This window comes from Microbacterium sp. NPDC078428, assembly GCF_044542535.1.
Classification (GTDB): Bacteria; Actinomycetota; Actinomycetes; order Actinomycetales; family Microbacteriaceae; genus Microbacterium; species Microbacterium limosum.
The window spans coordinates 44,730-57,600 of record NZ_JBITUP010000005.1 but is presented as its reverse complement, the minus strand read 5'-3'; the positions used below and the strand labels follow the sequence as shown (position 1 = coordinate 57,600).

The window sequence follows — 12,871 nt, the reverse complement described above, 5'->3', positions numbered from 1 at the left end:
CCCGCCCCCCCCCCCCCCCCCCCCCCCCCCCCCCCCCCCCCCCCCCCCCCCCCCCCCCCCCCCCCCCCCCCCCCCCCCCCCCCCCCCCCGAGCGGGCGGCTCCGGGCGCGGACACCACGGCATTTCGGGCGCGGACACCACGGCATTTCGGGCGCGGGCTCCGGGTGCGGACGCCGCGGCATCCGGGGTTCGAGCTCGGGGCCCTAGAGGCCCAGCGCGCGCTGCAGCTTCGACCCCGACGAGGGCGGGGCTCCCCCGGCGGCGCACACCACGGCATCCGCGGCGGCGAAGAACTCCTCGCGCCAGGCCGGGTCGTCCGGGGCGGCGGGTCCGAGCTCGAGCTCCCATTCGCGCCAGCGCGTCTGCCGCCCCGCCCGCAGGTCGGTTGCGACGACGTGGTCGTCGGTGAACTCCGCGAGGACCTCCCCCGCAGCGTCCCGCAGCGCGACGGCCCGACGCGCGTTGCGCACCCGCGCCAGCGGCGAGAGCGGCTCGTCGGCCGTCCACACCGAGACGGCCTCGCGGACGCCGGCCGGGACCTGGATCTCGGACAGGTCGTCCGGCAGGTCGGCGACATCGAGCGGCCAGCCGTACTCGTGGCGCCCCTCCGGTGCGGAGGTCTTGACGTGCCACCCCTCGTCGGGACCCCCCGTGCGCCGCCGCACCGCGACTGCGGCGGCGGCCAGGGTCATCGCGGCCGTATCGAGGTAGACGGCGTCGAGATCGCGGTGCTCCACCTCGTCGACACGCGCGACCCCGGGGAGCGCGCGCAGATCGGGCAGCGCGGCATCCGCGCCGGCGTCGTAGGTGCGCTCGATCTCGATCGAGCGTGTCGGCTCAGTCGTCGGAGTGCCCGATCTCCTGGGTCTCCTCCACGAAGACGAACGTCGCCTGCGTGGGTCCGTCGTGCTCGCCGGTGCGCTCGAGCGAGCCCTCGCGACGGTACACGATCTGACCCTCGGCGTAGGGCATGATCAGCGAGTCCTGAGCGGGCTCGTCGAGCGGCACCAGCTGACCGTCGAGGGGACCGCCGGAAAGACGTGCAATAGCCATGGTTCCTCCTCCCCGGAGCCTATCCCTGCGTGCGCCGGGGAGGGCGGAGAAGTGCGGCGCGGCGGCGGCATCCCGCCCCCTATGATCGGTCGGGTGAAGGCCATCCGCACGTTCACGGTCCGCCCCGTCCTGCGCGCGCAGATCGCCGCTCTCGATGCCCTTGCATCGAACTGGCGCTGGTCGTGGAGCAGGGCGACGCACGCCCTCTTCGCCTCGATGGATGCCGCCCTATGGGAACGCGTCGGCGAGAACCCCGCGCGCATGCTCGGCGCGCTCGGCCAGGACCGCCTCGACGCCCTCGCCGACGACGATGCGTTCGTCGATCGCGTGCGCGAGGAGGCCGAGCGGCTGCACGCCTACCTGACCGGCGAGCGCTGGTTCCAGCGCATCGAAGGCGATCGTCCCGCACAGATCGCCTACTTCTCCCCCGAGTTCGGGGTCGACGGCTCCCTCCCGCAGTACTCCGGCGGCCTCGGCATCCTCGCGGGCGACCACCTCAAGAGCGCCTCCGACCTCGGCGTCCCGCTCACGGGCGTCGGCCTCTTCTACCGCGCCGGCTACTTCCGCCAGTCCATCGGCGACGACGGCTGGCAGCGGGAGAGCTACCCGCTCCTCGACCCGTACGGCCTCGGTCTCACCCTGCTGAGAGAGGACGACGACACGCCCGTCGAGATCTCGCTCACGATCCCCGGCGACCGCGTACTGCACGCCCGCGTGTGGATCGCCGACATCGGGCGCGTGCCCCTCCTCCTCCTCGACTCGGAGACGCCCTCGAACACCGAGGAGCTGCGCCGCGTCACCGACCGCCTCTACGGCGGCGGCGGCGAGCACCGCCTGCTCCAGGAGCTGCTGCTCGGAGTCGGCGGCGTGCGAGCGGTGCGGGCCTTCACCCGCCTCTCGGGCCGCCCCGAACCCGACGTCTACCACACCAACGAGGGTCACGCGGGGTTCCAGGGCCTCGAACGGATGTCGGAGTACATCACCCGCGACGGGCTGGACTTCGGCGCGGCTCTCGCGCAGGTGCGGGCATCCACCGTCTTCACGACGCACACCCCGGTGCCCGCCGGCATCGACCGCTTCCCGAAGGACCTCGTCGCATCGTTCCTCGGCGGCGGCCTGCTCGCGGGCGTCGACCCGCAGCGCGCTCTCGAGCTGGGCCTGGAGAGCTGGGACGGCGGCGATCCCGACGTGTTCAACATGGCCGTGCTGGGCCTTCACCTCGGCCAGCACGCCAACGGCGTCTCGCTGCTGCACGGGCGCGTGAGCCGCGGCATGTTCGGCCGGCTCTGGCCAGGCGTCGACACCGACGAGGTGCCGATCACCTCGATCACGAACGGCGTGCACCCCCCGACCTGGTTGCACCCGACGCTCAAGGCCCTGAGCGAACGCGCGTTCGGAGACGCGCTCGTCGAGACGCACGACTGGCGGGATGCCGCGGTCGTCTCCGACCGCGAGCTCTGGGACGCCAAGCAGTCGATGAAGGGCGAGCTCGTCGAGCACGCCCGCAGCGCCCTCTGCCAGCCCGACATCCTCGACCCCGGCGTCCTGACCATCGGCTTCGCCCGACGCGTGCCCACCTACAAGAGGCTCACGCTCATGCTGCGCGATCCGGAGCGCCTCACCCGCATCCTCACCGACCCCGATCGCCCCGTCCAGATCGTCGTGGCCGGCAAGTCGCACCCCGCCGACGACTCGGGCAAGATCCTCATCCAGCAGCTCGTCCGGTTCAGCCGCGATCCTCGGGTGCGCGGGCGCATCGTCTTCCTGCCCGACTACGACATCACGCTCGCCAAGACCCTCTACCCGGGGTGCGACGTGTGGCTGAACAACCCGCTCCGGCCGCTCGAGGCCTGCGGGACCTCGGGGATGAAGGCGGCGCTCAACGGAGCGCTGAACCTCTCGATCCTCGACGGCTGGTGGGACGAGTGGTTCGACGGCGAGAACGGGTGGGCGATCCCCACGGCCGACACCGCCGCGTCCGACGAGGAGCGCGACGACGCCGAGGCGGCCGCACTGTACGACCTCATCGAGCACCAGCTCACCCCGGCGTTCTACGAGCGGCAGCACGGGATGCCGGGGCGCTGGCTCGCGATGCTGCGTCATACGATGACCGACCTCGGCACGAAGGCGACGAGCGACCGCATGGTGCGCGAATACGTCGACCGCCGCTACACCCCCGCCGCCGTCCACGACGCAGCGCTGCGCGCCGACGGATTCGCGGGCGCCAGGGAGCTCGCCGCCTACACCGCGCGCGTGAGGGCGGCTTGGCCGGCCGTGCACATCGTGAGCGTCGACAGCTCCGGCATCCCGCAGCAGGCGCAGGCGGGCGGCACCGTGCCCGTGTATGCCGAAGTGGCGCTGGGGGGCCTCGCTCCCGAGGACGTCGCCGTGCAGCTCGTGTACGGCGCGACGGACGCCGACGATGCGATAGCGGCCGAGCGCCACATCGTGCGCCTCTTGCCCGAGGACGCACGGCCCGACGGGGTCACCGCCTTCCGCGGCCTCCTCCCGCTCGAGATGACGGGCACGTTCGGCTACACCGTGCGGGTGGTGCCGACGCACCCGCAGCTCGTCTCCGATGTCGAGCTGGGGCTCGTCACCTCCGCGTCGTAGCCCGTGAAGCCCTTCATCCTGATCGCGACGCGCGCCGAGGACGAACCCGCCGACGAGGAGTACGCCCTCTTCCTCCGGGCGAGCGGTCTCGACGAGCGTGACCTCGTGCGGATCCGACTCGAGGCGGGCCCCCTGCCCGCGCTGGACCTCGACGCGATCTCCGGCATCATCGTCGGCGGCGGCCCGTACAACGCCTCCGATCCGATCGAGCTGAAGTCGCCCGCCCAGCGCCGCGCGGAGGCGGAGCTGGCGACGCTGCTCGACGAGGTCGTCGCCCGCGACATCCCCTTCCTCGGCGCGTGCTACGGCATCGGCACTCTCGGGCTGCACCAGGGCGCGGTCATCGACCGCCGCTACGGCGAGCCCATCGGGGTGACGACGGTCACGCTGACGGATGCCGGGGCAGCCGACCCGCTCTTCGCCTCGATGCCCACGCGATTCTCGGCGTTCGTGGGCCATAAGGAGGCGGCGTCGACCCTGCCGCCTCACGCCGTGCTGCTGGCGGGTTCGGCCGCCTGCCCCGTGCAGGCGTTCCGCATCGGGCGGAACGCCTATGCGACGCAGTTCCACCCCGAGCTCGACCTGCCGGGCATCACGACCCGCATCCACGCCTACGCCGGGTACGGGTACTTCGCCGCGGGCGAACTCGAGGCGACCCTGGCCGCCGCCGCGCGGGAGCCGGTGGAGCACACCGACCGCGTGCTGGCGAACTTCGTGTCCCGTTACGCCCGCTGATCCCCCGCCGGGCGCGGGACGCTCTGGACCGCGACCTCCACGGCGGGCCGGACCTTGGCCAGCTGCGGCGCCAGCCCCAGGTCGACGAGCACGATGCGGCCGGCGAACTCCGGCCCGCGCCCCGTGACGAGGCCGGTCTTGAGGGCGCCCATCGTCACGGTCGTGTCAGCGGGGAGGACGACGCCGTCGCTCTCTCCCGTGTCGGGGTGCAGTCCGCTCGGCAGGTCGACGGCGAGCACGGCGGCGTCCGAGGCGCGGATCGCGGGCGCGAGTGCCTCGACGGTCGCGCGGGCGAGGCCCCGCAGTGCCGGATCGTTCGAGGTGCCGATGCCGAGGATTCCGTCGATCACGAGCCGGTACCCGAACGCCGCGTCGCGCACGTCGTCGAGATAGCGGCAGGTCGCACCCGCGCGGCGCGCCGCCCCGAGCGCCGCGCTGTGCGCGCCGTCGGAAGTGAGGAGCATGTCGACGCGGCATCCCCCGCTCGCCAGCTCGGCGGCCGCGAAGAGCGCGTCTCCGCCGTTGTCGCCGCGGCCGGCCAGAACCAGGACGGGGCCCGGCTCGCCGTCGAGCATCGCCCGCGCCTCGGCCGCGATGGCGGAGGCGGCGCGCTCCATGAGAGGCTCACCGGCATCCAGCAGCGGCTTCTCGGCGGCACGGACGGCCGCCGCCGTGTAGGCGGGCAGCCTCGCGGGCGACGAGCCTTCGGAGCGATGCGGCGTCGCATCCTGTGTCATCGGTGGTCCCCTTTGTCTGATGGCGAGAGCGCGTCCTCTCGCTCCTTCTCCTCGTCGCGGCGCGCGGCCGTCAGCTCGTCGGCGGCCTTCTGGACGGACCGCTCGGCGCGCTTGACGCGGCGCTGCGCGAACGTCGCCGAACCGTGGCGGGACCGCACTCGATCCTGCTTCTCCTCCATGCCCGTCAGCACGTAGGCGGAGGCGAGGAGCAGCACCTGGCTCGAGAGGTTGAACCAGAGCAGGAGGGCGATGAGGGCGGCGAAGGAGGCGAGCAGCGGGTTCGACCGCGCGCCGCCGACGAACAGGCCCGACAGCTGCTGCAGCACGACCAGGCCCACGCCGCCGAGCAGCGCGCCCGGCAGCACCGTCCGCACCGACACCTTCAGACCCGACAGCACGACGAACACCCCGGCGATCACGAGCACGTCGATCACGAAGACGACGGCGGTGGACATCAGCCACGTCGCCCAGCCGGCGAGGGGGTGATCGGCGGGGAGCCCGAACCATCCGGCGACGACGTCGATGAGTCCCGTGGCGAGGAACGTCACCCCCGCGGCGACGGCGAGCAGGACTGCCACGCCGATCGCGACCGCGAGGTTTCGCAGCATGGCCCACACGATGAAGATGTCCTGGTTCGGCTCGTCGGCGAGGGTGCGGATGGCGGCGCGCACCTGCGAGACGGAGCCGATCGCCGCCGCGATGAGACCGAGCGACGAGGCGACACCCGTGATGGTCAGGCCGGCGGGGGCCTGGATGTCGGAGGGATCGACGATGCCGTCCTCGCCGACGAGACCCGGGATGAAGGAGTTCACGGCATCGAGCAGCGTCTGCCACGCGACGGGATTGCCCGCGAGCCAGAGGGCCGCGATGGAGAACCCCAGCAGCACGGCGGCGAAGACCGCGAACAGGAGCCGGTAGGTGACGCTGTCGGCGAGCATCGGACCACGGTGCTCCGAGTAGAGCAGGAAGGCGCGCACGGGCTTCTTAGACAGCGCCCACGCGATCGCGCGCTGGATGATCGAACCGGATGCCGAGGTCTGCGCCATGCGTCCCAGGCTATGCCTGCCGCGGCATCCCTCGCCCGGGGTTGACACCCGGGCGGCGCACCCCCGGGAGGACGCTCAGCCGTCCGCCCCTCTCCCGCGGATAGGATGACCGCGGGAGAGGGAGGGCTCGTGCGCGGAATCGCTCAGACGCTCGTGCTGACGGGGGCGGTGCGCGCCGCCGACATGTCGGCCGTGCTCGCCCGGTTCGGCGAGACGCCCGAACTCGAGCGTCACCTCGTCGATTCACGGGTCGTGACCGAGCTGCAGCTGGCAGAGGCGGTGGCGCTGCACACCGGGAACCGGCTGGTCGACCTCTCGAACGCCGTGCTCGACCAGTCGATCGTCTCGCTCGTGCCGGGCGCGCTCTGCCGCCGCTACCGCGTGATCCCCATCGAGCGTGTCGGCGAACGCCTCACCCTCGCGATGCTCGATCCCACCGACATCATCGCCCTCGACGACGTGACGAGCCTCACCGATATGCGGGTGGAGCCCGTGGTCGTGGCCGCCGACGCCCTGCAGCAGGCCTTCGAGCGCTACCTCCGCTCCGATGAGGAGCTCAGCGACCTGTCGGAGCAGATCGGCGAGACCGGAACCACGCCGGGCGCGGTCTTCACCGAGTCGCTCGACGAGCAGGACGCCGACGCGCCCATCGTCCGGTTCGTGAACCTGCTGATCGCGCAGGCCATCAACGACCGCGCGAGCGACATCCACGTCGAGCCGGGTGAGCACGAGCTGACCGTCCGGTTCCGCATCGACGGCGTGCTGCACGAGATGCAGCGCGCCGACCGCGGCATCCAGGACGGCATCATCTCGCGGCTGAAGATCATGTCGTCGATCGACATCGCCGAGCGGCGCCGCCCGCAGGACGGCCGGCTCTCGGTTCAGCACGAGGGACGCCAGATCGACCTGCGCGTGGCGACGCTGCCGACCGTGTGGGGCGAGAAGATCGTCATGCGCATCCTCGACACCTCGGGGCAGAGCATGGCGATGAGCGATCTGCAGATGTCGCCCGCGAACCTCGAGCGCTTCGCGGAGGCGATCCATCGCCCCCACGGCATGGTGCTCGTGACGGGGCCGACCGGGTCGGGCAAGTCGACGACCCTCTACACGGCGCTGCGGGACGTCGCGAACCCCAAGGTCAACGTCATCACCGTCGAAGACCCCGTGGAGTACCGGATCGCCGGCATCAATCAGGTGCAGGTCAACAACCGGGCGGGCCTGACGTTCGATGCGGCGCTGCGGTCGATCCTGCGCAGCGATCCCGACGTCGTGCTCGTCGGCGAGATCCGCGACCACGAGACCGCCGTCATCTCGATCGAGGCCTCGCTGACCGGCCACCTCGTGCTCTCGACGCTGCACACCAACGACGCCCCCAGCGCCCTGACGCGGCTGATCGAGATCGGCTGCGAGCCGTTCCTCGTCGCGACGGCGCTCACCGCGGTCGTCGCCCAGCGCCTCGCGCGGCGGCTGTGCGTGCGCTGCCGCGGGCCCGTCACCGAACCCACCGGCGTGCTCTCGGCGCTGGGGTTCCCGCACGACCCCGCCGACCCGCCGCAGCTGTTCCGCGCGGTCGGGTGCCCCGCGTGCTCGGGCACGGGCTACCGCGGCCGGATCGCGCTGCACGAGGTGATGACGCTCACCGAGGAGATCGAGCAGCTCGTCGTGACGCGCGCGACCGGCACCGAGATCCGCCAGACCGCGCTCGCGCAGGGCATGACCTCGCTGCGCGAGGACGGCTGGGTCAAGGTGGCGCAGGGGCTGACGACGATCGAAGAGGTGCTGCGCGTCGCGGCGTGAGCGGCGTCGCGCTCAGCCGGTGGCGCCCATCTCGCCGTAGAGGCTGAAGATCGGCATGTACAGCGAGACGACCATGCCGCCGATGATGATGCCGATGCCCACGATGAGCACGGGTTCGATCGTCGACGCGAGTTGGTCGGTCGCGGTCTCGACCTCGTTCTCGTAGACGTCGGCGATGCTCGCGAGCATGTCGGCGAGGGTTCCCGACTCCTCCCCGACCGACACCATCTGGGCGACCATCGGGGGGAACACGCCCGCCTTGGCCAGCGGCACCGAGAACGACCGGCCCTGCCGGACCGAATCCTGGATGTCGTGGACCGCGCGCTCGACGGCCCAGTTGTTGGATGCCTGTCCCACGATCGCCAGGGCCTGCAGCAGCGGCACGCCCGCGTGCAGCATCATCGAGAGGCTCCGGGCGAACCGCGCGACGGCGATCTTCGTCACCAGTGTGCCGAACACCGGCATCCGCAGCTTCAGCGGGTCCATGACGCGCCGCACCCGATCGGTCGTGCGGTTGCGCACCCACCAGACCCAGCCCAGCCCGGCCGCAACGCCCAGCAGCGGCAGGATCCACATCATGTTCTTGGACAGCGTCACGAGCAGCTGAGTCGGCAGCGGCAGCTCCGATCCCATCCCCGCGAACATGCCCTCGAAGATCGGCACGATGAACGTCACCATCGCCAGGACGCCCACGAGCGCGACCACGAGCACGACCATCGGGTAGGTCGTCGCCGTGCGGATCTTGTTCTGCAGCTCCGCCTCCCCCGCGTAGGTCTTCGCGATCGACGCGAGCGACTGCCCGAGGAATCCGCCGGTCTCCCCCACCCGCACGATGCTGATGAGCAGGGGCGGGAAGACCTTGGGATGCCGCGCGAGCGCCGCCGAGAACGACGACCCCGACTCGACATCCGCATGCACCGACACGAGGGCGCGCTGCAGCGTCTTGTCCTCGGTCTGCTCGATGAGGATCGACAGGGTGCGCATGAGCGGCAGGCCGGCGTTGGTGAGCCCTGCCATCTGCTTGGCGAACATCGCCAGCTCGGCGACCTTGACGCGCTTCTCGAAGCCGGGGATCTGCAGCTCGGCGTTCAGCCCCGTCTTCGACACGGCGGAGACCTGCAGCGGCGTGAGCCCCTGGGCGCGCAGCTTCGCGGTGACGGCGTGCTCGCCGGCGGCCTCGATGACGCCCTTGACGACGCCCCCGCCCGTGAGGTCGACGGCCCGGTAGCTGAACTCTTGGATGCTCGGCATCACTGGCTCCAGCCGGAGAGCTGCCGCTCGCCCCCGTGCATCGACCACGCATCGGCGTCGAGCTCTGCGGGTCGCACGCGCACGTCGTCGAGGCTCTTGGGATCGGCCGCATAGCTCTTCGCCACGGCGAGGGAGACGGTTCCGGCCTCGACGAGGCGGCGCAGATCCTGATCGAGGGTGTGCATCCCGAGAGCCGATCCCGCCTGCATGGCCGAGTAGAGCTGACCCACCTGCCCCTCGCGGATGAGGTTGGCGACGGCGGGCGTGTTCACGAGCACCTCGGTCGCGATCGTGCGGCCGGCGCGCTGCGCGAGGGGCAGGAGGCTCTGACTGATGATCCCCTGCAGCGTGTCGCCCAGCTGCGTGCGGATCTGATCCTGCTGGTGCGAGGGGAAGACGTCCACGATGCGGTTGATGCTCTTCGCCGCGCCCTGCGTGTGCAGCGTGGAGAGCACGAGGTGGCCGGTCTCGGCGGCCGAGAGCGCGGTGTGGATGGATTCCTGGTCGCGCAGCTCGCCGATGAGGATCACGTCGGGGTCCTGACGCAGGATGCGCCGCAGCGCTTCGGCGAACGAGGCCGTGTCGGTGCCGATCTCGCGCTGGTGGACGAGCGAGCGCTTGCTCGTGTGCTGGAACTCGATCGGGTCCTCGATCGTGATGACGTGCGCGGGCAGCGTCGAGTTGATGATGTCGACCATCGCCGTGAGCGTCGTCGACTTCCCCGAGCCGGTGGGGCCCGTGACGAGCACGAGGCCTCGGGGCCGCAGCGCGAGGTCGCCGCAGATGGCCGGAGCGCCGAGCTCGGCGAGTGTCGAGACGCGGGTGTTGATGAAGCGCAGCGCGACGGCGGTCTGCCCCACCTGGCGGAAGACGTTGACGCGGAAGCGCCCGAGATCCGCAGCCGTATAGGAGAGGTCGACCTCGCCGTGCGCGGCGAAGTCGGCGCGCTGGTCGGGCGTGAGGATTCCCGCGACGGCCGCCTCGAGCCACGCGGCCGGCAACGGCTCCGTGAACCCCGGCACGGGGGCGAGGTCGCCGTCGATGCGCAGCTGCGCCGGCGCGCCGGCCGTGAGGTGCACGTCGGACGCGCGGGCGGATGCCGCGGCGTGCAGGATCGGGTCGAGGGTGGGGGTCATCGGGGCCTCCTCAGCCGTCCAGTCGGACGAAGGTCAGTGCGGCGACGGTCAGGTCGTAGCCGTCGGTCGTGGGCGAGAGCGCGGCGTGCTCGATCGAGACGAGTCGCGGACCGCGGCCGAGCGCGTCGATGAAGGCGACCGCCTGCGCCGGGTCGGCGGCCTGCACGGCGATCGAGAAGGGCACCTGCGTGCGCGGCGATTCCGCGTCGGGAGCGGGCTCCGCGCCGGGCGGGGCCGACGGTGCGGGGGCGGGGGTGGATGCCGCGGCCTCCTCGGGCACGGTGGCCGCGGCATCCTGCTGGTCGGAGTCGGCCGCGGCGGGCTCGGTCCACGTCTCCGGGTCGACGGCGGCGACGCTCACGATGGTCACGCCGGTCTCGGCGGCCGCGGCACCGACGATCTCGAAGACGTCGTCGCTCCGGACGTCGGCGGGGATCTGCTCGCGCAGCTCGGCGACGTCCGCCGAGATCGCGTCGAAGCGGGCGGCGTCGGCGCGGAGCGACTGCACCTGCGCGTCGTACACGACGTTGCCCTGCTCGACGGTGGCCGCCGCCTGGTGGGTCTGGTCGGCCTTGAGGAACAGCGGCAGCGCGGCGAGGAGCACCCCGGCCAGCAGTGCGCCCAGCACGACGAGCGCGCCGGCGACGTTGATGAGCTGTTTGGCGATCATCCGGTGGGCTCGCTCTCTGCGACGGCGTCATCGGCGGCGGGGTCGCCGTCGGCGGCGGGCGCGTACGCGTCGGAGTACACGCTCTGGTCGAAGGTCACGGTGAGCCCGTAGACGTACGTGCGCGCCGCCCCCTCGCCGGTCTCCGACGTGACGTCGCGGGCGTCCGCCGAGAGCACGCCGGGAAGCGCGCGCACCGCGCGGACGGCGGGAGCGATGTCGATCGCGGTGGGTGAGGCGAGCGTCAGGCTGCCTTCGAGGCCCGGCGTGGCCTCCCGCTCCTCCTCCCCGACCGGCACCCCTCCGACGGTGAGATCGAAGCCCGTCAGCCCGACCCCCTCCGGCAGGGCGGGCGCGAGGGTGTCGAACACGCCCTGCCACCGGAGATCGGCGGCCATCGCCTCCGAGCGGAAGGCGGTGAGCTCCGCCTCGGTCGACAGCGCCCGACGCACGTCCTGCAGCGTCGCCAACTGGGCGAGCAGCTCGGTCGTGCGGGTCTGCGCGGCGGCGTGACGCTGGTCGGCGGCGAGGGTCATCGTGTAGGCGGCGGCGCTGAGGGCCAGGATGCCGGCGAGAGCGGCGACGAGTCCCCAGCCCCACCGGCGCAGCAGGGCGTCGCGCTCTCGGCGCTGCGTCTCGCTGCGGGGCATGAGGTCGACGGTGGGCGGGCGCGTCATCGCAGACACGGCGGCGCGCCGGTTCAGCGGCAGGCGCAGCTGCCTGCGGCGCGGCGTCAGGCGCGAGACCACGCAGGCACCTCCCTCAGGAGCACACCGAGCGCGGGCACCAGGTCGAGCGGCAGATCGCCCTCGGACGGCGCCCCCGGCCCCGGCAGCAGCTCACCGGCGGTGACCGCGAGCATCGGCACCCGCATGGCCTCGCCGAGCGCCGCGTCCATGCCGGAGGCGGCGAATCCCGCGCCGCTGACGAAGACGCCGGAGACCGGGCGGATCGTGCCGGGCCGCTCGTCGTAGAACGTGATCGTGTCGTGCACGCGCGCCACCATCTCCGCCACGACGGGATCGAGCGATCCCGCGCGCGCCGACGCCCGTGCGCGCAGGGTGGGGACCGACGGCGTGTCGAGGCTCGGGGCGCCGTCGGCCGCGCCCGACGTCCCGCCCGCCAGCGCCAGCTCGCGCACGGGTGCGGGCACGGACGGATCGCCGGCGCCCGCACGGGCCGCGTCCGCGCGACCCCGCACGACCGCGGTCGGCAGCGTCGCGGGGATGATGCGCACGAAGCGCGGCACGCCGGCATCCACGATCACGACGCAGCTCGTGTGATCGCCGAGGTGCACCATGGCGACGCAGTCGGTCGGGGCGAGCTTCTGCGCGGCCCGGGCGAGGCCGAAGGGGGCGAGGTCGACGACGTCGACCTTCAGGCGTGCCTTCGCGAGCGTGCGGATGAGGGTCTCGACCGTCTCGGCGACGGCGGCCACGAGCAGGCCGTGGATCTTCCCGTCGTGCTCCAGCGTGGGATAGAAATCGAGCACGGCCTGCGCGACGGGAACGGGCAGCAGGTCCTGCACCTGGAAGGGCAGCGCCTGGCGCAGGTGCTCGGGCTTCATGGCGGGCGCGACGTGCTCGCGGACGAGGATGCGGCGACTGGCGATCGCGAGCACGACGCGTCGTGCGCGGAATCCCCCGCGCGACCAGAGCTGCTTGACGGCGACGGCCACGGCATCCGGGTCCAGCACCTCGGAGTCGCGCGCGGCGCCCGGCGGCAGCGGCACCTCGGCCGCCGCCACGACCGCGGGGGTGCGCCCCGTGCTCACCTCGACCGCGCGGACGCTCTCCTCGGTGATCTCCAGCGCGATGCGTGTCTTCGCCACGATGT

The 12,871-nt window shown here is 72.4% G+C and carries 12 protein-coding genes; 3 read left to right on the top strand and 9 right to left on the bottom strand.

Features of this window, described 5'->3' with window-relative positions:
- Positions 1–203: 203 nt before the first annotated feature.
- Both ACIGCK_RS10265 and ACIGCK_RS10260 read right to left on the bottom strand, forming a co-directional pair.
- Entirely contained in the window at positions 204–818 is a 615-nt protein-coding gene (locus ACIGCK_RS10265) for a CYTH domain-containing protein (RefSeq protein WP_396666160.1), read from the bottom strand.
- A 19-nt stretch (positions 819–837) separates the two neighbouring features.
- Positions 838–1,053 carry a response regulator gene (locus ACIGCK_RS10260; RefSeq protein ID WP_330171522.1) on the bottom strand — a complete coding sequence of 72 codons (216 nt, stop codon included), beginning with the start codon at positions 1,051–1,053 and terminating at the stop codon, positions 838–840.
- 93 nt (positions 1,054–1,146) lie between these two features.
- Here ACIGCK_RS10260 and glgP point away from each other — a divergent pair, with 93 nt between their 5' ends.
- On the top strand, positions 1,147–3,666 hold the full coding sequence (gene glgP / locus ACIGCK_RS10255; RefSeq protein ID WP_396665868.1) for an alpha-glucan family phosphorylase: 2,520 nt from the start codon (positions 1,147–1,149) through the stop codon (positions 3,664–3,666).
- 3 nt (positions 3,667–3,669) lie between these two features.
- The gene (locus tag ACIGCK_RS10250) at positions 3,670–4,401 is read left to right on the top strand and encodes a glutamine amidotransferase (protein ID WP_396665866.1); all 732 of its coding nucleotides are present in this window, start codon (positions 3,670–3,672) and stop codon (positions 4,399–4,401) included.
- Here the strand turns inward: ACIGCK_RS10250 and ACIGCK_RS10245 are convergent.
- Both ACIGCK_RS10245 and ACIGCK_RS10240 read right to left on the bottom strand, forming a co-directional pair.
- A complete protein-coding gene (locus ACIGCK_RS10245; RefSeq protein ID WP_396665864.1) occupies positions 4,389–5,138 on the bottom strand; it encodes an NAD(P)H-hydrate epimerase in 750 nt (249 codons plus the stop codon). The genes ACIGCK_RS10250 and ACIGCK_RS10245 overlap by 13 nt on opposite strands.
- Positions 5,135–6,184, bottom strand: a complete 1,050-nt coding sequence (locus tag ACIGCK_RS10240; RefSeq protein ID WP_396665863.1) for a YihY/virulence factor BrkB family protein — start codon at positions 6,182–6,184, stop codon at positions 5,135–5,137. Before ACIGCK_RS10240 ends, ACIGCK_RS10245 begins: the two co-directional genes overlap by 4 nt.
- 129 nt (positions 6,185–6,313) lie before the next feature.
- Between ACIGCK_RS10240 and ACIGCK_RS10235 the strand changes: the two genes are divergently transcribed.
- Positions 6,314–7,981: a GspE/PulE family protein gene (locus ACIGCK_RS10235; protein ID WP_396665861.1), complete on the top strand. Its 1,668-nt coding sequence runs from the start codon at positions 6,314–6,316 to the stop codon at positions 7,979–7,981.
- Positions 7,982–7,993: 12 nt separating this feature from the next.
- Here the strand turns inward: ACIGCK_RS10235 and ACIGCK_RS10230 are convergent, their stop codons facing one another.
- Genes ACIGCK_RS10230 through pilM form a run of 5 tightly spaced genes read right to left on the bottom strand, consistent with a single transcriptional unit; the run spans position 7,994 to position 12,866 of the window.
- Positions 7,994–9,232, bottom strand: coding sequence for a type II secretion system F family protein (locus ACIGCK_RS10230; protein ID WP_330171516.1), 1,239 nt, complete (start codon positions 9,230–9,232; stop codon positions 7,994–7,996).
- Complete coding sequence (locus tag ACIGCK_RS10225; RefSeq protein ID WP_396665859.1) at positions 9,232–10,368, bottom strand: type IV pilus twitching motility protein PilT; 1,137 nt, start codon at positions 10,366–10,368, stop codon at positions 9,232–9,234. The genes ACIGCK_RS10230 and ACIGCK_RS10225 overlap by 1 nt, the downstream gene beginning before the upstream one ends.
- A gap of 10 nt (positions 10,369–10,378) precedes the next feature.
- Positions 10,379–11,038, bottom strand: coding sequence for a hypothetical protein (locus ACIGCK_RS10220; protein ID WP_396665857.1), 660 nt, complete (start codon positions 11,036–11,038; stop codon positions 10,379–10,381).
- Positions 11,035–11,784: a hypothetical protein gene (locus ACIGCK_RS10215; protein ID WP_396665856.1), complete on the bottom strand. Its 750-nt coding sequence runs from the start codon at positions 11,782–11,784 to the stop codon at positions 11,035–11,037. The genes ACIGCK_RS10220 and ACIGCK_RS10215 overlap by 4 nt, the downstream gene beginning before the upstream one ends.
- Positions 11,769–12,866 carry a type IV pilus biogenesis protein PilM gene (gene pilM, locus ACIGCK_RS10210; protein ID WP_396665855.1) on the bottom strand — a complete coding sequence of 366 codons (1,098 nt, stop codon included), beginning with the start codon at positions 12,864–12,866 and terminating at the stop codon, positions 11,769–11,771. The genes ACIGCK_RS10215 and pilM overlap by 16 nt, the downstream gene beginning before the upstream one ends.
- Positions 12,867–12,871: the final 5 nt, after the last annotated feature.

Excerpts from the sequence above, each read along its gene's own strand:
- ACIGCK_RS10245 (WP_396665864.1), bottom strand. The coding sequence starts at position 5,138 with ATGACACAGGATGCGACGCCGCATCGCTCCGAAGGCTCGTCGCCCGCG.
- ACIGCK_RS10260 (WP_330171522.1), bottom strand. The coding sequence starts at position 1,053 with ATGGCTATTGCACGTCTTTCCGGCGGTCCCCTCGACGGTCAGCTGGTG.
- ACIGCK_RS10240 (WP_396665863.1), bottom strand. The coding sequence starts at position 6,184 with ATGGCGCAGACCTCGGCATCCGGTTCGATCATCCAGCGCGCGATCGCG.
- ACIGCK_RS10230 (WP_330171516.1), bottom strand. The coding sequence starts at position 9,232 with ATGCCGAGCATCCAAGAGTTCAGCTACCGGGCCGTCGACCTCACGGGC.
- ACIGCK_RS10225 (WP_396665859.1), bottom strand. The coding sequence starts at position 10,368 with ATGACCCCCACCCTCGACCCGATCCTGCACGCCGCGGCATCCGCCCGC.
- ACIGCK_RS10220 (WP_396665857.1), bottom strand. The coding sequence starts at position 11,038 with ATGATCGCCAAACAGCTCATCAACGTCGCCGGCGCGCTCGTCGTGCTG.